Source organism: Citrobacter sp. RHBSTW-01044, from assembly GCF_013781945.1.
GTDB lineage: Bacteria > Pseudomonadota > Gammaproteobacteria > Enterobacterales > Enterobacteriaceae > Citrobacter > Citrobacter braakii.
The window spans coordinates 2,519,305-2,540,925 of the sequence record NZ_CP056180.1 but is presented as its reverse complement, the minus strand read 5'-3'; the positions used below and the strand labels follow the sequence as shown (position 1 = coordinate 2,540,925).

Sequence of the window (21,621 nt, the reverse complement as noted above, 5' to 3'; positions counted from 1 at the left end):
TTGATTGTTATGTTACATAAAGAAATGCTAATAAAAAGTTAATAAAAATGACGAAAACCTTCACTTTGAGTGACAGACACGATGAACAGTACCTCATTAAATTTGTTTAAAACCGTCGCGGAAACCGGCTCTATCACCGCAGCAGCCCGTAATCTGCACTGCGTTTCTTCAAACGTCACGACGCGGCTCAAGCAACTGGAGTCCAGCCTGGATGTTTCGTTGTTTGTTCGCGAGAAGAATCGTCTTCACATCACCCCTGAAGGTGAACTGCTTCTGCGTTACGCTAACAAAATCCTCGCGCTTTTAGACGAAGCCGAGTTGTCTATGCAGGGAACGAAAGCGGCTGGCCCTCTGCGCATTGGCGCAATGGAAACCACTGCCGCCGTCCGACTTCCTGCTTTGCTGGCAAACTTCCACCGTGAAATGCCCTCCGTAGAATTAAACTTAAAAACGTCACCGACAGATGTGTTAGTTCGTCAGATCCAGAATAGTGAACTTGAAATTGCCTTCGTCGCTGACCACAAGGCGTTGCACGTAGACAATTCAAGGCTACAAACGCAGGTGCTGTGTCAGGAAACCCTGGTTCTGGTTACGGCCGCAGAACATGGTGATGTCGTGACGGGAGCCGATCTGGAGGTGACAAGGCCGCTCGTCTTTGTGAAAGGATGTAATTATCGTTCCCGGCTTGGGCAATGGTTACGGCTACAAAATGTCGATTATGACGACCCGCTGGAGTTTGGTTCTTTTCAGGCAATACTTGGTTGCGTAAGTGCCGGAATGGGCATTGCATTATTGCCTGAGAGCGTCGTCAAACAGTATGAAACGAGCTTCCCCATACGGTGCCACTCTATTACTCCTCACATTGGTAATGTCAATACTATGATGATATGGCTTAAAAATCGTGAGGTTAGCCGGGTATTGAATTGCTTTGTTTCCTTTGTTTCATCCCACTGAGGTATTCCACAACCATATTGTGCCGTTAGGGCTTTTGGGCTGGTAAATACTCCATATGGATCTATTATCGATGCAGGCTTTCAGTTTCAGGATTGACTAATGCAATTTAATAGAGTTGCTGAAGATTTCTTTCCTGGGATTGGTCAAGAAATTTGACCACTGTTTTGTAGTAAGAACGGCATCTGCTCTCTGATTCGTTCGTTGCCAGTCTGCCATTGCCACAAAGCGGCTATTCAGTCTGCTTAACTTTGTTTCCAGGTTCAAAGGGGGAACGATGAGGTTTTGGCAGAATATGCTTAAGTTAAATGCGAAAAGGAATTCAAATTGGATGGAGTTTTTCACACATGAAAGACATCTTTCAGGATGCAGGTAAAAATTACCGAACAAGCAGATTCTGCCAATCTGGATTCTCAATTTTATGGGAATAGGGCAGCATCGCACGATTAATCAGATCAAAGAATTCTGACTCCACCATCCTTACAGCTTTGCTTGTACCTGGCCCTTTCCATTCATCAAAGAGACGCCAGTAAAGTGATTTCAGCATATCGACCACTGCCTCGAAAATCTTTACGTCAGGCTCAAACCAATGACACACCAGAAAATACATTTTTTGTTCTGCATCATGAATGGATGTGCACTGGGAAAGTTGACTCATAAATAGCTTTATCCAGACCAATGCTGCTGTTTTTAGCGGTGGCAGTATAATCCGCTGCTCTATCATGTATCGTGACAGATATAATTCAACCTCATTCCGTTCAGGTTGATTATCAAGACCCAGTGAAGCGAGAATTAAGAGAGTCACCGAATCATTTCCTTCGGTAATTTTATCTTCAGCCCATGCAATGATCAGGCAGTCCAGATTATCGTGGAGAAAGTGATATTTTCTTGAAAAAATAAGCAGTCCGAGCAGGTCATTGAGTGAGTATATATGGCATCTGATGTTCTCTTTCGTGTATCGTTTACATGAACCTTGGCAATGCTCCTGTCTAAGGCCATCATTCATTTAACGGGTGGGGCTACGTATTCGAATGAAATACCAGTTAACCTTAATTTTATCTTAACTATTGATATAAATACTATAAAGTGTAGTGACATACAGATTTTGACCACATAAGCCGAAGTGTGAGAAGTCCGCCTCTGGCACGGAGCAGTCTGGCTGGCGCCCCTCAAGAGCTGCTATGTCAAGAGCGGACGTTGAGCACGTTGTTCAACGTCATCAAATTCAGCCCCTGGAACTCAGTTTCTCGCGAGTCGGACCTTGAAAGTAGATACTACCTATATGGCAACTACGCGGTTGAGCGAGCACAAAACGAATTGTTTCCCAGACTGAGCGTCCATTTAATAAACGTTCCCCCATTCTGGATTGACTATCAACAAACGTATCTAACCCTGTAAGTTCGAAATCCGGTGGATACAACCCGGTCACACGTATATTTTCTTCGGACAACTGGTGTGACAGTTTAGTTGTGAATCCGCTAAGCCCGTGTTTGCTGGCAAAAAAAGCGGGATGCGCAATTGAATCCGTAAAATTCGGAATCCCACATGAAGATATTATTGAGACGACATCCGCGCTTTCTGAACGTCTTAACCCAGGCAACAATGCATGAGTCAATAAAATCGCACCTGTCAGGCCTGAACTGACGGTATTGATAATTTCTGCGTCTGGTTGATCGTCTAACGTTCCTGACAGCCACTGGGCGGCATTGAGGATTAAAATGTCGATGGGCTTGTCTGAAGTTAACAACTGTGAAGAAAATTGCGAAAGGGATTCAGGCTGGGTTAAATCACAGATATATCCTTTTGCAATCCCGCCTTCAGCCGCGATGATACTGCAAGTTTTTTGAATATCCTCAGCACGCCGCGCGCAAAAATCCACCTCGACGCCTTCTCGCGCCAGCCACACGCACAGCGCCTGACCAAATCCTCCGCCTCCACCCGTAATTACAGCTCTTTTACCTCTTAGCATCTTCATCCATCCTTTCTTTATGACTATGTGTGGATATAGATATACATGAGGAAGTGGATTGGCATCTTTCAATTAGTGCCATTTTTACATGAGGAATAGGGATAGGGGACTTGCAAAGCCAGTATTTGGCGCGGAGCGGACTGAGCGTTAGATTATTATATTCTCTGCAAGGATATGTATGCGCTATACACCAATTTTAATTGTGCTATTTAGTCAGTAAATTTGTTTAGAATACCATTCCTCTTCTGTTTATAAAGACAAGAAGAGGGATGTGCTAATCATTTAGATATCAGTAGCCTGCAGCCCTGTTGGCTTCTTTGATGCGATTGTTTCTTGCGTCTTTATCGTGTTGGTCTTTTGCCTGCATTATCCCACTTGCAGCATCCACCCAATCATTTGCGGTACAACCTGATAATACCATACTCAACATTAATGCAAACGCATACTTCATTTTAACTCCATCATTCATTATTGTATAAATAGCGTCTGTGTAATGCTCAATGTATTTAACGCTAATGCGGTTAATTTAACAAATAATCATATCTCAGGCAAGGTGAGAATCTCGAACCCGTACATGTAATGGGTAATTCATAATGATTAGCTGAAATAATTGAAGGGCCGGGTAGAAATAGCACTGCATAAAAAACGACATATCGTATTGCGCGGATTATTAAACAGCGAATTAATTAGCCTCTGTGACAGAGGTTATCTTTACGCGTCAAAGCATAGCTGCGCCACTCCCGGCGATTGTCATTCGTCGGGAGCTATCTTTAATTATCGAACCTGTAGTGCTTTGAGTTCAGAACACCGGCAAACCCAGCCCTTGCTTTACTTCTTTTAATGTCTGCTGCGTGACCTCGTGCGCCTCTTCGCTTCCTTTTTTGAGCATCGCCATCAGCATACCTTTATCCTGGATGTAGGTTGCCCGCCGCTCGCGCATCGGGGCGATAAGCCCCTGCAAGCACATCTCCAGCTCGTTTTTGCATGTCCGGTCACCCAGCCCGCCGCGCTGATAATGTGCTTTCATCTCCGCCACTTTTGCTTTATCCGGATGAAAAGCATCGAGGTAAGTAAATACCATATTGCCGTCAATCTGCCCCGGATCGGACACTTTTAGATGATTGGGATCGGTGTACATTGCGCTGATCGCATGATGAATAGCCTCTTCGCTGGCAGACAGGAGTAGTGTGTTGCCGAGCGATTTTGACATTTTGGCATTACCGTCGATCCCTGGAAGACGGCTGGTCTCACTCAGTAGCGCTTTACAATGCGACAAGACAGAGGTCGGTAACAGACTATTCATCTTATGCACGATCTCATTGGTCTGTTCGATCATGGGCAACTGATCGTCGCCGACGGGAACCACCTCGGCTTTGAAGGCGGTAATATCTGCCGCCTGGCTGATGGGATAAACCAGAAAGCCAACCGGTAACGAGCGGGCAAATCCTTTCTGCGCAATTTCGTTTTTGACCGTAGGATTTCGCTCCACGCGAGCCACGGTAACAATGTTCATATAAAGCGCGGTCAGCTCAGCGAGGGCGGGCAGGGCCGACTGCAGACAAATGGTGGTGAGTGACGGGTCGATTCCTGCGGCGAGGTAATCAGCCAGCACTTCGGGAATATTGTTGCGGATCTTTTGTGGTGTGCTGCCGTTATCGGTTAGCCCTTGCAGGTCAGCAACCAATATAAACTGCTGATAATCATGTTGCAGCGTGGCGCGCTGGCGCAGAGAGCCAACATAGTGGCCGAGATGCAGCGGGCCAGTGGGACGATCGCCAGTGAGGATGATAGTTTTGTTGTTCATGTAAGACTCCTTAATCAAAAAACCGAAAGGGGTCTTAAAATGCAAATAACCGCCTTTCGGCGGTTATTTAAAATGGGGAAAACACATTCTGACCGCCTTTAAGAAGGCAGCCACCACAGGTTGTGATTAAACGCGGTGATATCGTGTTTTGTGTTCATCCAATCAACATATCACCGCCTGGCGCAGAGGTAAAGCAATGCGAGGCGTACTGACGTATCTTAGCTCGCTTCCAGCATGCCAAAGCTCACGATGCGCGAACGCCCTAACTCTTTCGCGCGATACAGCGCCACGTCTGCGGCGCGCAGAAGATTGTCGCTCTGGGCGTGCTGCGGATAGCTGGCAACGCCGATAGAGACATCAACGTGACCAATCTCTGAGAGTCCAAAGCGCAGCGACAGTTCGCGTACACCATTATAAATATCTGTCGCAAAGCGGTTGGCAGCCTGCTCATCCGTATTGGCCAGCAACACCAGAAACTCTTCACCGCCGTAGCGGAAGGCCATGCCGCTGTCATGGACAACGCGCTGAATAGTGGTGGCGATACTTTTTATCACGCTATCGCCCGCCTCATGGCCAAAGCGGTCGTTAATATTTTTGAAATGATCGATATCGATCATCAGGCAACTGATCGGCTCTTTGTTACGCACTGCCTGGCTCATCTGGGTACGCAGCGTATCTTCCAGATGGTGACGGTTGCGCAGGCCGGTTAGCGGGTCGTAGAGCGCTTTCTCCAGCAGCGCATCACGCAGGCGCTGGTTGGCTAACGCCAGACCGAGTGCTTCCGCCATCAGTTCCAGATACGCGCGAGAGGGAGCGGAATCATTGCTGAGGTTCTGGAATGAGAGCAGGCCGATGGCTTCACCCTGGGCAATCAGTGGCACGCACAGGGTATGCTGCTGGCATGATTCCGGTAGATGGTAGCAGGCGATATCAGGTTCGCCTTGCACGGGAGGATGGCTCTGACCGCGGCGCACTGCCCAGCATTCGTCCGGGTGGAAAGCATCCGCTTTGCCCTGCGGTGAAAGCCATTGCGCAACGCAGCGCATTTGCCAGGGCTCTCGATCCAGTATGTAAAGCCGCCCGGCAATACCGGGAGCAACATTCGGCGCAAACAGCTCTGCCACATTAATGACATCGGCAAAATTCTCGCAGCCTTGCAAACGTTGAGTCATACGTGCGAGCAGCTCGCGGATTGCCCAGTCGGCGTCTCGTTCTTTCTCCAGTCGCTGACGTGCCAGGCCGTTCTCGCGAAAAATGCGGATCGCCTGTGCCATATCGCCGATTTCGTCGATCTGATTAAAGCTGGGTGTCTCAACGGCGTAATCCTGCGATGCCAGACGGTTAACCACATCGCTCAAACGCACCACGGGACGCAGTACGCGGCGTTTTAAAATAAAGCCGAGAACGAACAAAAATAGCAGCGCCGTCAGCCCGACCATCACTTCCGAAGCCGTACGTAGCGTGCGCGATGTCTGAGTGGCATCTTCAATGGTGTTGCGTACGCGGCTGTCGAGTAACTGACGGAAATGATCTATCCGGTCCTGGGCTCGCTCCAGTTCCTGTTCATAGGATTTGCCATACAGCAGGGCGATGGCCTGCGACTCTTCTCCGCGCGCGACGCTGGCAAGCGCCGCAGCTTGCTCATCCTGCAGGGCATCAACAATCTGCAGCCCTTCATGCAATAGCGCCAGCTCTTCATCCGTCGCCCCAATATCTTTTAGTTTCGACAGCCGCTGTTCAACGGCTTTCAGCGACGCTTCTTTCTGGCGGTAGGCGTTAAGCGCTTCCGGGTCTTTTGCAATAACATATTCGCGTGCCAGATCTGACAGCGACCAGGCATCGAGCTCGACTTCTTCGGTCAGTTGATCGAATTGATAACGTTGCTCCACCACCTGGCGTTCGGTGTTATCGGCGCTGGAGGCCATCAACATGACAACGCCGGAGGCAATGGTCAGACACACCGTCGCGCTGTAGGCCCAGTTGGTGATTGTGGCAATTCGCACTGATTAGTTCCTTCTGCGACGATTAATGAATAAGCATGATTGAAATTATAGGAAACGTATGATTTTGCGTGAAAATAAAAAAGGCGGTCTCAGGACCGCCTTCTGTTATCGTCCTGCCATCATAAATCTGGAGGATTTTTTCCTTCTTCCATAAAGGCTTCGTCGATTCCTTCCACGTTACCTTCATGATCGCGCCCGGAAAACAGGTTCCAGCAGGTAATGAACAGTGCGGCAATCAGGGGGCCAATCACAAAGCCGTTAATGCCGTAGATCTCCATTCCGCCGAGAGTGGAAATCAGAATCAGATAATCCGGCATTTTGGTGTCTTTACCCACCAGCAGCGGGCGCAGGATATTGTCCACCAGCCCGACGATAATCACGAAGAAGCCAACGATAAACAGCCCTTGCCACAGCTGGTGCGTGGCGAAGAGGAATATTGCCGCAGGTACCCAGACGATCGCTGAGCCGACCGCGGGCACGAGGGAGAGAAACGCCATCAGCGCGCCCCACAGGACGCTGCCGTCGATGTCGACAATTGCAAACGCGATGCCGCCAAGAATACCCTGAACCAACGCCACGACCGCCGTGCCCTTGACCGTTGCCCGCGTCACGCCGACGAATTTGGCAAACAGGTGCTGTTTGGCAAAATCAGAAAGCGGTAATGAGTCCAGAATCTGGCGCACCAGGAACGGCCCGTCCTTCAGTAAGAAAAACAGCAGATACAGCATGATGCCAAAGCTAATAGCAAAGCCGAATGTCCCCTTACCAATCAGGAACGCGCTGCCGGCGAGGTACTGTCCACCCTGCAGTACAACGTCGGACAGTTTTTTCTGGATCTGCGCGACGTTATCCAGATTATGTTCTGCGAGGAATCCTCTGGCCCAGTCAGGAAGATACGAAATAATGGCGGTGACCACTTCCGGGAACTGAGTGTCGTTTTGTTGTAATTTGGCATACACCACGTTCAGCTCAATAGCCAACGAGGAGAAGATCACCATCAGTGGGATAAAAACAATCAGACAGATGATGCCGATGGTGAGCAGTGACGCCAGCCCGTTACGTTCGCCAAGCGCGCTGCGCAGTCTGTTTTTCACCGGGTTAAAGATGGTAGTTAAGATTGCGGCCCACAAAATGGCAGAGAAATAGGGAGACAACACATCGAAGAACGCCCAGGTCACGAGGGCAAGTATGAAAATGAAGAAACCTTTAGTCAGTCCGTTAAATCGCATTAGTGAACCCTGTAATGAGAAGCAGTCCCGACTATAGAACCGTTCAGGGGAATTACCAACTTTCGCTGCGCATATTTACTTAAATTGGTTAACCTGTTTTTCGTAGGGAGCCTGCGACAGATAAATAACGTACGCTATGATTTATTAGTGAAACAGTCATACTTTTCTTCCCGAAAAAGGGCGTCAAAAAAAGAGGGGGCGTTATGAACACTCAACCTGTCATCGGGATTAGTGGATGTTTAACCGGCTCAGCCGTGCGATTCGACGGCGGGCATAAACGGATGGGGTTTGTGATGGACGAGCTGGCTCAGTGGGTGACTTTTAAACCTGTCTGTCCGGAGATGTCCATCGGTTTGCCTGTACCACGCCCCGCGTTGCGTTTGGTTCAAACCGCCCAGGGGAATATCCGCATGTGTTTTAGCCATGCGCCTGGTGAGGATGTAACCGATAAAATGTCCGATTTCACCGCTTCATATATCAATGGGCTTGGCGGTCTGTCGGGTTTTATCGTCTGTGCTAAATCACCGAGCTGCGGAATGGAGAGAGTGAGGCTGTATGACGAAAAGGGAAATCGTGGGCGAAAAGAGGGAACCGGTCTGTTTACCGGCACCTTAATGGAAACCTACCCATGGTTGCCGGTCGAAGAAGATGGCCGCTTGCACGATCCGGTGCTGAGGGAGAATTTTGTTGAGCGAGTGTTTGCGTTACATGAGCTTAATATGCTGCGAGCCTCTGGTCTTACTCGCCACGGTTTACTCAACTTCCACAGTCGCTATAAGCTCCAGCTTTTGGCTCATCACCAGGCGGGTTACCGGGATATTGGCCCTTTCGTGGCCTCGCTCCATCAGTGGGATGATTTGGATGCTTTTTTCGTGGTATATCGCGAAAAGCTAATGGCGATCCTCAAAACGCCCGCCTCACGGAAAAATCATACCAACGTACTGATGCATATTCAGGGCTACTTCCGCGATCGGTTGAACACCCGCCAGCGCGGAGAGTTGCGTGACGTTATCCTCAACTATAGCGGCGGACTGCTGCCAATATTGGCGCCACTGACTCTGCTCAAGCACTACCTTGCTGAATACCCAGACAGCTATTTACTTACCCAGAACTATTTTGATCCTTATCCGAAGGATTTAGCCCTACGGTTAATGATTAATTAGCCTGATGGCGAGTAAATCTGGGGCAGAAATATCCGTTGTTCGGGAAGGTTATCCCTGCCGTTTTCTGATGCGTTTAAGCAGGGATAATTTTCACGGTGTGTAATCGATGAGAAAATGCGGCCCGCACCCACGGGCAAATGTGCCGACCGCGATTTAACCGTTTCTGATTTCCTCATCGATACAAGGCTGAGGTTTGCCAAACAGATATCCTTGCGCGAAATCGCAGCCCAGAGCCTGAAGTCTTGTCAGTTGCTCCTGCGTTTCAACACCTTCTGCAACAGCTTTCATATTGAGAGATTTCGCCATGCCCGTGATCAGTTTGATGATAGTCAGGGCGTCTTCCTGCGTAGATATCGAATGCACAAAGGACTTGTCTATTTTGATTTTATCGAAGGCCAGTCTGCTGAGGCGCGAAAGAGAAGAGTATCCGGTACCAAAATCATCGATGGAGATTTTTACCCCCAGGGCCCGGAGCTTATTAAGCGTATTTATCGGCGTAGCACTCTCGGTAAAGAGAGAGGATTCAGTCACTTCCAGTTCGAGGCGGTCAGGTGGAAGTCCAGTTTCTTTCAGAATGGTTAACACGATTCCTGCAAAGGCCTTGCTGCTTAGCTGGACAGGGGAGACATTGACTGAAATTTTAGCCGGAACCGCCCAACCCGCGGCTTCCCTGCAGGCAATTTCGAGCACCGCTTTCCCCATCTCATTAATCATCCCTGTTTTTTCAGCAACAGGAATAAAGCTATCCGGCGACAGGAGGCCCTTGAGAGGATGGACCCAACGAATAAGCGCCTCATAGCTGTATATTTTCTGACTGAAAGAATCGACAATAGGCTGGTAATAAACCACGAACTCTTTGTTCACTATTGCTAATGCCATATCATGCTCAAGCGTTCTGCTTTCCTGCAATTTTTCTAACATTCGTTGCCGGAAGACTTTTATTTTGCCAGAGCCTTCATTTTTGGCTTCATAAAGGGCCAGATCGGCAAATTTATAAAGATAGTCAGAGCGACGCTCATTTTCTGAGATAACAATGCCAACACAGGTGGTTATGTTGATAATTGTGTTGTAAATGGTGTAGGGCTGGCTGATAAACTCACATATTTTCTGGGCTCGCGAAACGGCCCGACTTTCTGTCAGACCACTTGAGAGAAACGCAAACTCATCCCCGCCTAAGCGATACAACGTATCCGACGTAAGGCTTGTCGAAATCAGACGATCGGATATCTGGCGCAGTAACATATCACCGGCATCATGACCATACGTATCATTGACCTCTTTGAATCGATCTAAATCAAACAACATCACCGTCACAGCATCGTTATTTTTCTCTGCCATTTCGATTGTTTTATTTAAATCGCTCCAGAATAGCTGGCGGTTATTCATCTCGGTGAGGGAATCATGGTAGACGTCATATTCCAGTTTGGCATTCTGAATTTGTAGCTTTTCCTTCGATTTCTGCAGTTCTTCGGCAAGACTCTTGACCTGAAGGTGCGCTCGCAGAATATTTCTGTTTTGATAAAAAATGAGTACGCCCAGAATCGCACTCAGTATTATTAGCAGTACAGATGTCGTTGAGTAAATATAGTACAGCGTTTGAATGTTTTGGTTGGCGTTATTAATCGAGTTAACATCTTTGTTTAATGCGCCGGATGAAAGACGGCCAAGTTGTGCATCCAGGGTATGCATTTTTTTCAGATACGCCTGGAGTGCTGGACGGTTCATTTTCTCGAGATTATCATCCAGATAACTAAGGGTATTTTCAAGTGTTACCGCTAGCTCACGGTGGGCAATGTTGCTTTCTATGTAGCGCCCCAAATCACCTTCTTTTATCAAATCACTCTGGCTGAGCATAATGTCGAGACGCATGCGTACATCATCAAGATTCATCGTATCATCGATAGTGTAAAGACCAAGCAACGATTCAAATCGGTAATATTGTGATACCAACTGAGCAGCAGACCAGGAATCGGTGTAGTGAGTCAGTTTCTGTAGCTCTTGTTGCCGTTCATGCACGAGGAAAGAGATATATCCGGTCGATATAAAAAGAAAAAAGATGATGCCAGCCAGTATTCTGTTCATGATGTTCCTCTGAACGCTTACTCAATATCCATACTACTGACCTGCCATGCAGACCTTGAATAATAAATCTGATTATTTAGTTCCGGCATGCTGTCATAAGGGTACACAATGAATAATGGGCCTTTATCACGGATGCGCATATATTTTCCGTTGATTTTTAAAGCAAGGATGGCATTGTATTTTTTGAAATCACTGAGAGGGATAACGGTGGTGTAGTCATTAAGCGCAGTAACCTTTACAACGGAGCCGCTCGCTCCAACATAATCCATGAGTTTTTGTAGTGGAATACCCGTAAAGGTCGTACGTCCATTATACCAGGGGGAGGTGGTCTGAAAACTTACCATGCCCAGCTTCTCAAGGCTGGCGGTATCAAAAACCGCTTTCCCGTCTTCATTTGTATTTTCAATATTACCGGATAACGTTAAAAGAACTTTACCGGTGGGCCTGGAAAGTTCACCCGCCCAAAGCTGGGTGGAGAGCACAACGCTTACCAACATGACTATTAACCGCATTCTAACCTCACCAATCAGCCGGATGTAAAAGAATTATAATTTAGATATCACGCTATTTATATATTCCGCCTGTCTATTATTGATGATGTGAAGTTATTTGTATTTTAATTCATTTAAATCAATGAGTTGCCATGCTTAATGGTTATGAATATTTATTAAATCAGGCGAAGTCTGTTATTAACGGACGGTGATTTTTGTTGTATCTGTACAAAAAACACCCACTCTGTGGTTGTTAAAAAATCACACGATCATAAAGGTTTATTTTTTTGTGCAGCGACAGGGAATCGTTGTTTTATCGGCAGGTAACCTTGTTGAATAAATCGAACTTTTGCCTATTCCCGGGACTAGATTACACAGGCGTAGCAGACGTTCAAAAATAGTCAATTATCAGGAATTCAAAATATGCAAAATCACCTACAGGATCGTCAGCAACTTAATGAACTTATCAATGGCTGGATGCACCGCGATTGGGGGAATATGCCGCGCTGGCTTGCTGCATGAGCCAGGCGGATATACCTTGCTGAGCGCCGCATAACCGGGTTTATTCGCCAGCCTGAGCCGACTGGCGGGCATACAGATACGCGGTTGCTCTGGAGACGCCCAGATGCTGCGCCACTGTGTCCATAGATTTTCGTACGTTCAGCAAACCGTCTTTGCGTAATTGTTGAATCAGTCGTTTACGGTCTTCAGGTTTCAGGGCGCGGGCCGTCGTTGCGCATTTAGCGGCAAAGTCATCGATACGCTGGCGGATGACTTCGTTACTGCCGGGATCGATATGTTCCTTAATGGGAGAGTCAGCGGTTTCAGTAAAACGCGCAAGAGCACTCTGCATGCCACGAAACAGCGTCATATCCACGTTCAGACAGAGTGCTGCTACGTATTTGCCTTCGTCATCCTTGATGCCGATGGAGGTACTTTTCACCGGGCGGCCATCGGCAAACTGGTTGCTGTAGTTGGCAATAATGCTGGGAAATTCAGGCGATGCGATTCGCGCCAGACCCAGTTCTGTTGCCGGTTGACCGGGTTCTCGCCCGGACAGGTTATTATGGATGGATAAAATGGCATGTTCAGGATTTTTGAGATCATGAACCACCACTTCGCAAAACGGAGAGAAGGTCTCGCTCAAGCCCCTGGCGATAGTGTCAATTTGGCTGAGAAGTGAGTTGTTATCGGTTTTTGGCATGCCAGTCTCCTGCGGTGATGCCTGTTGCCATGATTGCGGGCAGTTTACAGTGAGCAGGGTTCGCTTTTCCAGACGCGAGTGTTCAGACGGTAATAAGGTATCCGCATGGCAGATACCTTCTTGATTACCCGGCAAGGAATTCACTGTAGCGGCTGATATCCACGTTCCCGCCGCTGATGATAATGCCGATTTTTTTGCCGCGAAGTTCAGCTTTGCGCGCTCTGGCGGCGGCAAAACCCAGACAGCCAGTCGGCTCCACGACAATTTTCATTCGCTCAGCGATAAATTTCATCGAGGCGACTAATTCATCGTCTGAGACAGTCAGAATATCGTGCACATTTCGCTGGATAATCGGAAACGTAATATTCCCGAGATGTTGGGTCTGAGCACCGTCAGCAATGGTTTTCGGCGTATCGATATGAACAATCTTTCCGCTGCGAAACGATTGTTGACCATCGTTTCCTGCCTCCGGCTCGACACCATAGATGATGCAGTCAGGTGACAGATGTCTGGCTGCCAGTGAGGAGCCCGAAAGCAGGCCGCCACCGCCCAGACACACGAAAAGAACGTCTAGCTGACCCACTTCTTCAATCAGCTCTTTTGTGGCGGTACCCTGGCCCGCAATCACGTGCGGATGGTCGTATGGCGGGATCAGCGTCAATCCTTGTTTCTCTGCCAGCTCCCGTCCGATTTTTTCACGATCTTCGGTATAGCGATCGTAAATCACCACATTTCCACCATAGCCTTTTGTGGCTGCAACTTTAGCCGCCGGGGCATCATGCGGCATGATAATCGTCGCCGGGATCCCCAACAATTTTGCCGACAGGGCAATGGCCTGCGCATGGTTGCCGGACGAAAAGGTGACGACGCCCGCAGCGCGTTGTTCTGGCGTGAACTGGCGTAACGCATTCATGGCTCCGCGAAATTTAAACGCGCCCATTCTCTGGAAGTTTTCGCACTTGAAGAAAACTTCAGCACCAAATTCGTCATTAACCGTTCGGGAGGTCATCACCGGCGTTTTGTTGGCATAGTCGGCGATGCGCTCTGCCGCGGCGGCAACATCGTTATAATCAGGCAGTGTCATCTCAGTCATTGTTGTTCACCTGTATGTCGTTAAACGTCATGCTTGTGGGGCCAGGGCTATAGCTTCAACTTCCAGCGCGAAACCATAATGAAGTTCTGCAACGCCCGCTACCGCGCGGGAGGGCCGGAAATCACCGATCCACTCCCCATAGATTTTGTTAAACGTTGGCCATTGGTTGATATCTGTTACATAGACGCGTACTGACACCAGGTGCTGTCGAGAAACCCCAGCGCCAGCCAGGCAGGCATCAATATTCTGCAGTACCAGCCGCGTCTGCTCTTCAAAAGAGGCCTCGGTTTTTTTTTCGCCATCACTTGTGACCGGCAACTGACCAGAAATGAAGACGAATCCGCCAGCCGTTGTACTGTGTGAGTAATGACCTGCAGGCGGAAAACCTCCTGCAGATGAGTTCAATGTAATGTCCACGGACATAAGAGAATCTCCTGTAGTTAGTGGTAATTCATTTTGTATAAAATAATACTGTTTGTATTATTTTATACGCTTTCAAACCGCGTTCGGCTAGTGATAGTTTTCACAGATGATGATTTTGTGAACTATGGCAAACGTGACCCACGTTATATAGCTATCCTGGCGCGGTGAAAGAGGGGGAACGCTTTTGATGAGGGTAAAGCAGGGGAGTGAAGAAGCGCCCCGGGGCGGGGCGTTAAAGCCAAAAATTAGCCGATATGGCCGTGGTTAATCTTACTTAACGGTTCATTGATATCGAAGATTTTGCACGTCACGTCTTCCACACCCAGGTGCTTCAGGCGGGCTGTGTGTTTTTTGATATAGGCCAGAGCGCTGTCTTCATCCTGAAACAGGTAGATGCCACCCGCTTCGTGGTTTGCTGCGTTCTCGGTCCAGATTTTCCAGATGAAACCCGGCTCCTGGTTGATGGATTCGGCCAGTTCAACAAGTTGATGTGACATCTCAGCGCCAAACGGACCAGGAAAATCAAAGTGTATCTGCACGAGTTTGTTCGCCATAAATCCTCCATGGATTGGTTAATTTGGGTAAGGCTGCTAGCGTAACAGCACTTTACCCGTCAGATAAGTTACTGCTTGTCCACCAATATAAACACGCGTTCCTGTCAGCTGGCAGCGTAAATCGCCACCGCGTTCAGAGACCTGGCGCGCCAGCATCTGCGTTTTATTCAGTTTTGCAGCCCAGTAAGGAATCAGCATGCTATGCGTCGAACCGGTGACCGGGTCTTCCGCGACCGCTTCACCCGGGCAGAAGAAACGGCTGACGAAATCGTATTCCCCGTCACCCGGCGCGGTGATACATACCATTTTCCCGAGGGGAATCATGGCGTGGATATTCGGGCGCACAGCCTCAACCTGCTGTTGATTCTCCATCACGACCATGTAATCGCGCGCGACGCGCACTTCTTTATATTCGGTGATGCCCAATGTTTCCAGCAGTAAGGCGGGCGGTTCGGCAGGTTCGCTTTGCCAGGCAGGAAAATCAAGCGTCAGCCAATCACCGCTGCGCGTGACCGTCAGTGGCCCCACAAAACGGGTGGCAAAATGGATGGTCGCTTCCGGGAAATCCAGATGTTCAAAGATGACATGTGCGGCGGCAAGCGTGGCGTGCCCACACAGATTAATTTCGCCTTGCGTGGTAAACCAACGCAGCTCGAAGCCATTCTCATTGGCGACAAAAAAAGCGGTTTCCGACTGGTTATGCTGCTGCGACATTTTTAATAATATTTCATCGGGCAACCAATCATCGAGCGGGCATACTGCTGCGGCATTACCGCCAAACGTCGTAGTGGTAAAGGCATCTACCATGTAGAAATCGATTTGTTGCACGGTGTAACCCTCTCATCGCACTCAGGATATCCCACACTCTATCATGCAATGATTGTCATTGGTTAAGCGCCCTGATTCGCCTGCGTGGTAAAAATTCGCTATCATCCGTTTCCACACTTCATCCTGGCCGCTCATGTCTACGATCCTTGATACCTTTATTGCCCCGCCTTGTCATGAGGAGATAGCGATCCTCTATCAGGACGAGCATCTGGTGCTTATCAATAAACCCACCGGACTGCTTAGTTTGTCGGGGAAAAATCCGCAGAATCTCGATTCGGTACATCACCGGCTGGTACAGATTTACCCCGGCTGTACGCTGGTACATCGGCTTGATTTTGGGACGTCAGGGCTGATGGTGATTGCCCGTAACAAGGCTATCAACGCCGCGCTTTGCCAGCAGTTCAGTCAGCGCGCGGTAAGCAAGGTGTATAGTGCGTTGTTGTGCGGGCATCTGAAAAACGATGAAGGCGTTATAGACGCAGCGATTGCTAAAGACCCGGCGCTGTTTCCACTGATGTCGATTTGCGCCATTAACGGTAAACCCGCGCGCTCGCGCTATCAGGTTATTGAGCGTTTTCATCATCGCCAGCAAGATGGGACATTACTCGCTTTGACGCGGGTAAGGCTGACGCCTGAAACCGGGCGTACCCACCAGTTGCGGATCCACTGTCAGCAGTTGGGGCATCCCATTTTGGGGTGCGATTTATATGGTGGGCGTCTGCTGCCAGGCACCGAACGGACGTCGAGACTGATGCTGCATGCCAGTGAACTGCATTTCAGGCATCCGGTCAGTCAGGAATGGATGACGGCCCAAAACGCCAGCCCGTTTTGAGGATATAAAAAAGCCGCCAGATGGCGGCTATTTGGGGATTATCGTGCGGCGCGTTGTAAAATAACCGCTGACGGCTGGCGCTGCAGAAAACGCATCCGCAGCATCATCAACACTGCCGCAGAGGTCAGGCCGATAATAAAGCCCATCCAGAATCCTGCCGGTCCCATCCGGTCAACCACCAGATCGGTCAGCGCCAGAATATAACCGCTCGGCAGACCCAGTACCCAGTATGCCGTAAAGGTAATAAAGAAAATGGAACGCGTATCTTTATAACCACGTAGGATACCGCTGCCAATAACCTGGATAGAGTCCGATATTTGATACACCGCGGCCAGTAACATGAGCTGCGCTGCCAGAGCGACAACTTCCGGGTTATTGTTGTAGAGCAGGGCAATGTGCTCACGGAATGTCACGGTGAAAATCGCCGTCATAACCGCCATGCAGACGCCGACGCCCAGACCTGTTCTGGCTGCGGTTTGCGCATCCAGCGTGGAACCCTGGCCCAGACGATAACCGACTCGAATGGTGACGGCTGCAGCCAGAGACATCGGCAGGACGAACATTAACGAGCTGAAGTTGAGCGCGATCTGGTGTCCGGCCACGTCGACAATCCCCAGCGGGGAAACCAGCAGCGCCACCACAGCAAACAGCGTCACTTCGAAAAATAACGCCAGCGCGATAGGTAAACCCAGCTGTACCAGGCGCTTCATTACGGCGGTGTCCGGTTTCTGGAAACCACGCTCATTACGGATATCACGCATCGAGCGTGCGCGTTTAACGTATGACAGCATGGCGATAAACATCACCCAGTAAACCGCCGCTGTTGCCACGCCGCAGCCCACACCGCCTAGCTCCGGCATGCCAAAATGCCCATAAATGAAAACATAGTTAACAGGAATGTTCACCAGCAGGCCGAGAAATCCCATCACCATCGCCGGTTTGGTTTTGGCCAGACCTTCACACTGGTTACGGGCTACCTGGAAGAACAAATACCCCGGCGCGCCCCACAGCAACGCGCGCAGGTAGCCGACGGCTTTATCTGCCAGCGCCGGGTCGATGTTATGCATGGAGCGAATAATGTATCCCGCGTTCCAGAGCACGATCATAATCAGAATGGAGACGCTGCCCGCCAGCCAGAAACCCTGGCGTATTTGATGGGCAATACGATCGCGGCGCCCGGAACCATTGAGTTGCGCAATCACTGGCGTCAAGGCCAGCAGCAGTCCGTGACCAAACAAAATGGCCGGCAACCAAATAGATGTGCCAATGGCGACGGCCGCCATGTCCGTGGCGCTGTATCCGCCCGCCATGACGGTATCAACGAATCCCATTGCGGTTTGAGCGATTTGCGCAAGAATCACCGGAATTGCCAGAGCTAATAACTGACGCGCTTCACTTACATACTTTTGCACGTGTACACCACTATATTGTTGTTATTTGAGAGACTAAAAAAGCCGCCTTATATGGCAGCAAGGAGAAAAAGCAGGGGAAATTTCAGTCTATTGTAGCGAGGAATACGTAATTCTCCAGTGAAAAAACAGGCAGTAGCGGCGCATCGCTGGCAACCTGAATTTCCACCTGCTATTGTGCTGTGCAGAGATGTCTTAATTCAGTTCAGGAGTTAGAAGTATGTTTACGGGTATTGTGCAGGGCACCGCGAAATTGGTGTCCATTGATGAAAAACCAAATTTTCGTACGCATGTTGTGGAGTTACCTGAATATATGTTGGATGCGCTGGAGACCGGCGCATCGGTTGCCCACAATGGGTGCTGCCTGACGGTAACCGAAATCAACGGTAACCAGATAAGCTTTGATCTGATGAAAGAAACGCTGCGTATCACCAATCTGGGTGACCTGAAGGTTGGGGATTTGGTCAACGTTGAGCGAGCGGCAAAATTCAGTGATGAAATTGGCGGACATTTAATGTCGGGCCATATTATGACGACCGCCGAAGTGTCGAAAATTCTGACCTCGGAGAACAACCGCCAGGTGTGGTTTAAAGTTCAGGACCCGTCGCTGATGAAATACATCTTGTACAAAGGATTTATCGGAATTGATGGCATCAGTCTGACGGTCGGCGAGGTGACACCGACGCGTTTCTGTGTGCATTTGATCCCGGAAACGCTGGAACGTACGACGCTGGGTAAGAAAAAGTTAGGCGCGCGGGTCAATATCGAAATCGATCCTCAAACCCAGGCGGTGGTTGATACCGTTGAGCGCGTACTGGCGGCGCGTGAAAACGCCATCAGTAACGTAACGGGTGAGGCGGGAGCCTAAGCCAGAGTGTAAAACCCCCGTTGGCACGGGGGTGATAACGATTAGCGGGGAACGCGCAGGCCGTGTTCAACGCCGCGGGAAAAAACCACCTGCCACAGCTGAATGTCGCGAGCACGAAACGCACCGGCGCAGGCGTTCAGGTAATAGCTGAACATCCGTTTAAAGCGTTCGGTATAGTTATCGGCGATTTCAGGCCAGGATCTCATGAAACGCTCGTGCCATGCCATCAACGTTGTATCGTAATCCGCGCCAAAATTATGCCAGTCTTCCATCACAAAATGCGGCTCGCTGGCGTTGGCAATCTGGCGAACTGACGGTAAACAGCCGTTCGGGAAGATATATTTATTGATCCACGGATCAACGTTATTGTCGGTCTTTTTGGAACCGATGCTATGCAGCAAAAAGAGGCCGTCGGGTTTTAAATTACGATCAACCACCTCAAAATAAGTCGCGTAGTTCTTCGGCCCCACATGCTCAAACATGCCGACGGAGACAATGCGATCAAATTTGTCGTTAAGGTCGCGATAATCCTGCAGCAAAATTGTGACATCCAGCCCCGCACAACGCGCCTGCGCCATTTTCTGCTGTTCTGCCGAAACGGTCACGCCCACCACGCTAACGCCATATTGTGACGCCATAAACTGGGATAAGCCGCCCCAGCCGCAGCCAATATCGAGCACCCGCATGCCTGGCTTCAACTGCAGTTTTTCGGCAATCATTTTTAGCTTCGCCTGTTGGGCAGATTCCAGGGTATCGGCATCTTTCCAGTAGGCGCAGGAATACTGCATATAAGGGTCCAGCATGCGGGTAAAGAGATCGTTGCCCAAATCGTAGTGTTCTTTGCCGACGACCCACGCACGTTTTTTGGTCTGTAAATTGAACAGGCGAGCCGTGGCGATACGGAGCGTATCTTTAAAGTGGCGGGGGAGTTGGTTTTCAAGACCGGCGCGCAGGACTTTACAAAAAAACATGTCCAGCCGGTCGCAATCCCACCAGCCATCCATATAACTTTCGCCCAACCCTAACGATCCTTCCTGCAATACGCGTTTGAAAAAATCGGGGTTCGTTACGCGAATATCTGCCGGTGCCGGACCATTAATGGTAATACCTGCACGGCTCAATAATTCATTGGTGATGCGGTACCAGTCATCATCCGGTACGCTGACGTCTTCTATACACGATGAACTCATAGCTTCTCCATCACTGGTCGGTGATCAGAACCTTAAAATAGCGTAGACGCTTTTTTGGGCTTTGTGAGAACTCTCACGGAATTAATCCGCAAATCTATAATCCGACGTAGAACAGAGGAAGGGAGGAACCCTTGCCGAAAAGACCATCCATGGGAAAACGGGAACGTTCTTGTCCCCGTTAAAACATAACAATTATCGTTTTTTTAACAACCGGAAATCAGTATAGGCCTGAATTTTTGACGATTCAACCAATAAATATTAGCAGGCTAATCAATTATCAAGGGTGATTACTAGTGAGACTCACCGTGGGCAATTTGCGCCCGATCATCTGTGTGCGGGGCGTTAGCCTTCTGCGACTGCATTTTGTAACCCGCGGCCGCCAGCAGCACCGTTGTCAGCATCACGCTGGTGGTGGTGAGCAGCGGGGTGGCGATCAACCAGGAAACCACAAGGCTTGCCAGGAAGCATAAACCCAGTTGCAGTGTGTTCTGCAATGCCGCTGCGCGTCCCGTAGCTTGTGGGAAAGGACGTAACGCCTGAGCCACAACAATTGGGTAGATTGCTCCATTGGCAATCGCCATAACGCAGAATGGGATGAGGATTTCAGCCAGCGCAACATGGTGAACAAAGCCGGTTGCCCAGGTGGCCACTACGCTAAAGGCATACAGAATGAGTAACCAGGGCAGCAACTGACGGCCCTGCCATTTTTGCAGCGCAGCGCGGCAGCCGTAACCACCAATTAAGAAAGCGATGGTTTGTGGAACATAGCTCAGGCCAATCACCGCCGGACTGTAGCCCATTTCGCTGAGGATGAACGGGGAACCTGTCAGCCACGCGAAGAAGCTCGCGGAGCAGGCGGCATAAATCAGCACGTTTCCGCGGTAAACTTTTGAGCGCAACAGGGTAGCGAAAGTCAGTTTATCCTGGCTGTCGTCGCGTGCTTTAGCTGTTGGTTTTAAGCGCAGAGCCGGAAGCATCAGGATCAGGGTAATGGCAAACAGGGTGGCGAAAATGGCCTGCCAGGAAAAATGTACGAGGATCCAACTGCCTAATAACGGCGCTAATGCCGGGGATAACCCGACCAATGGCATAATGGTGGCAAAGATGCGGTTTACTTTTTGTGAAGGATAATAATCGGTGACCAGCGCCTGCCAGATAACCGATGCCGCACAAACGCCAACGGCCTGAACAAAGCGCAGTACCAGCAGACCGGTGGCATTTTCAACCCACAGCATGCCCAGACTGCCCAGCGCGAAGATGGATAAACCCAGTAGCAAAACAGGCTTGCGACCATAATGGTCAGAGAGCGGCCCCCACAGAAGTTGCGCGACGGCAAAACCCGCTAAGAATAAGCTAAGGCTGGCGCTGACGGCAGATGCAGGCGTCTGCAGATCGGACTGAATTGCGGCAAAGGCGGGCAGATACATATCCGTTGCCAGAAAGCCGAGTACGCTAAGACCCGCCAGCCAGACTAAAAATCCTTTCCCAGGTTGCATCATCATTTCTCTTTTTTTAGCAGTAGTACAAT

At 49.5% G+C, this 21,621-nt stretch carries 20 protein-coding genes; 4 read left to right on the top strand and 16 right to left on the bottom strand.

All coding sequences use genetic code 11. The features are described from left to right. Positions 1–81: 81 nt before the first annotated feature. Positions 82–954, top strand: coding sequence for a LysR family transcriptional regulator (locus HV352_RS12265; RefSeq protein ID WP_016152964.1), 873 nt, complete (start codon positions 82–84; stop codon positions 952–954). A gap of 376 nt (positions 955–1,330) precedes the next feature. Here the strand turns inward: HV352_RS12265 and HV352_RS12260 are convergent, their stop codons facing one another. From HV352_RS12260 to HV352_RS12235, 6 genes are all read right to left on the bottom strand, one after another. Continuing rightward, positions 1,331–1,894, bottom strand: coding sequence for a hypothetical protein (locus HV352_RS12260; protein ID WP_181635473.1), 564 nt, complete (start codon positions 1,892–1,894; stop codon positions 1,331–1,333). Between the two features lie 282 nt (positions 1,895–2,176). Beyond that, positions 2,177–2,920 carry an SDR family oxidoreductase gene (locus HV352_RS12255; RefSeq protein WP_181634773.1) on the bottom strand — a complete coding sequence of 248 codons (744 nt, stop codon included), beginning with the start codon at positions 2,918–2,920 and terminating at the stop codon, positions 2,177–2,179. A gap of 289 nt (positions 2,921–3,209) precedes the next feature. Next, on the bottom strand, positions 3,210–3,371 hold the full coding sequence (locus HV352_RS12250) for a hypothetical protein (RefSeq protein WP_016152967.1): 162 nt from the start codon (positions 3,369–3,371) through the stop codon (positions 3,210–3,212). A 348-nt stretch (positions 3,372–3,719) separates the two neighbouring features. Next, positions 3,720–4,724, bottom strand: a complete 1,005-nt coding sequence (gene trpS, locus HV352_RS12245) for a tryptophan--tRNA ligase (RefSeq protein ID WP_181634772.1) — start codon at positions 4,722–4,724, stop codon at positions 3,720–3,722. 218 nt (positions 4,725–4,942) lie between these two features. Then, entirely contained in the window at positions 4,943–6,727 is a 1,785-nt protein-coding gene (locus HV352_RS12240) for a diguanylate cyclase (protein WP_047417683.1), read from the bottom strand. A 119-nt stretch (positions 6,728–6,846) separates the two neighbouring features. Beyond that, on the bottom strand, positions 6,847–7,956 hold the full coding sequence (locus HV352_RS12235; RefSeq protein WP_053389371.1) for an AI-2E family transporter: 1,110 nt from the start codon (positions 7,954–7,956) through the stop codon (positions 6,847–6,849). A 203-nt stretch (positions 7,957–8,159) separates the two neighbouring features. Between HV352_RS12235 and HV352_RS12230 the strand changes: the two genes are divergently transcribed. Further along, positions 8,160–9,119: a DUF523 and DUF1722 domain-containing protein gene (locus HV352_RS12230; RefSeq protein WP_103283850.1), complete on the top strand. Its 960-nt coding sequence runs from the start codon at positions 8,160–8,162 to the stop codon at positions 9,117–9,119. Positions 9,120–9,272: 153 nt separating this feature from the next. Here HV352_RS12230 and HV352_RS12225 read toward each other — a convergent pair whose 3' ends face one another. The 7 genes from HV352_RS12225 to HV352_RS12190 form a co-directional block, all read right to left on the bottom strand. After that, positions 9,273–11,201 (bottom strand): bifunctional diguanylate cyclase/phosphodiesterase, encoded by a 1,929-nt coding sequence (locus HV352_RS12225; RefSeq protein WP_181634771.1) that lies wholly within the window; start codon positions 11,199–11,201, stop codon positions 9,273–9,275. Positions 11,202–11,218: 17 nt separating this feature from the next. Then, entirely contained in the window at positions 11,219–11,713 is a 495-nt protein-coding gene (locus tag HV352_RS12220) for a molybdopterin-dependent oxidoreductase (protein WP_016152974.1), read from the bottom strand. Between the two features lie 541 nt (positions 11,714–12,254). Continuing rightward, the gene (locus HV352_RS12210; RefSeq protein ID WP_016152975.1) at positions 12,255–12,896 is read right to left on the bottom strand and encodes a PAS domain-containing protein; all 642 of its coding nucleotides are present in this window, start codon (positions 12,894–12,896) and stop codon (positions 12,255–12,257) included. A 124-nt stretch (positions 12,897–13,020) separates the two neighbouring features. Beyond that, positions 13,021–13,989 carry a threo-3-hydroxy-L-aspartate ammonia-lyase gene (locus HV352_RS12205; protein ID WP_016156418.1) on the bottom strand — a complete coding sequence of 323 codons (969 nt, stop codon included), beginning with the start codon at positions 13,987–13,989 and terminating at the stop codon, positions 13,021–13,023. Between the two features lie 27 nt (positions 13,990–14,016). Then, positions 14,017–14,412 carry a RidA family protein gene (locus tag HV352_RS12200; protein WP_019076721.1) on the bottom strand — a complete coding sequence of 132 codons (396 nt, stop codon included), beginning with the start codon at positions 14,410–14,412 and terminating at the stop codon, positions 14,017–14,019. Between the two features lie 245 nt (positions 14,413–14,657). Next, positions 14,658–14,966, bottom strand: a complete 309-nt coding sequence (locus HV352_RS12195; protein WP_016152978.1) for a monooxygenase — start codon at positions 14,964–14,966, stop codon at positions 14,658–14,660. A gap of 36 nt (positions 14,967–15,002) precedes the next feature. Then, positions 15,003–15,794 carry a PhzF family phenazine biosynthesis protein gene (locus tag HV352_RS12190; RefSeq protein WP_065554474.1) on the bottom strand — a complete coding sequence of 264 codons (792 nt, stop codon included), beginning with the start codon at positions 15,792–15,794 and terminating at the stop codon, positions 15,003–15,005. 133 nt (positions 15,795–15,927) lie between these two features. Here HV352_RS12190 and HV352_RS12185 point away from each other — a divergent pair, with 133 nt between their 5' ends. Then, positions 15,928–16,626, top strand: a complete 699-nt coding sequence (locus HV352_RS12185; protein ID WP_016156422.1) for an RluA family pseudouridine synthase — start codon at positions 15,928–15,930, stop codon at positions 16,624–16,626. Between the two features lie 38 nt (positions 16,627–16,664). On the opposite strand, the gene mdtK is transcribed toward HV352_RS12185, so the two are convergent. Continuing rightward, positions 16,665–18,038 (bottom strand): multidrug efflux MATE transporter MdtK, encoded by a 1,374-nt coding sequence (gene mdtK / locus HV352_RS12180; RefSeq protein ID WP_181634770.1) that lies wholly within the window; start codon positions 18,036–18,038, stop codon positions 16,665–16,667. Between the two features lie 217 nt (positions 18,039–18,255). On the opposite strand from mdtK, the gene HV352_RS12175 reads away from it, so the two are divergent. Beyond that, positions 18,256–18,903 carry a riboflavin synthase gene (locus HV352_RS12175; RefSeq protein ID WP_047417658.1) on the top strand — a complete coding sequence of 216 codons (648 nt, stop codon included), beginning with the start codon at positions 18,256–18,258 and terminating at the stop codon, positions 18,901–18,903. Positions 18,904–18,944: 41 nt separating this feature from the next. Here HV352_RS12175 and cfa read toward each other — a convergent pair whose 3' ends face one another. Together cfa and punC are read right to left on the bottom strand one after the other, a co-directional pair. Next, a complete protein-coding gene (gene cfa / locus HV352_RS12170; RefSeq protein ID WP_181598270.1) occupies positions 18,945–20,093 on the bottom strand; it encodes a cyclopropane fatty acyl phospholipid synthase in 1,149 nt (382 codons plus the stop codon). Between the two features lie 290 nt (positions 20,094–20,383). Beyond that, positions 20,384–21,589 carry a purine nucleoside transporter PunC gene (gene punC / locus HV352_RS12165; protein WP_109017346.1) on the bottom strand — a complete coding sequence of 402 codons (1,206 nt, stop codon included), beginning with the start codon at positions 21,587–21,589 and terminating at the stop codon, positions 20,384–20,386. Positions 21,590–21,621: the final 32 nt, after the last annotated feature.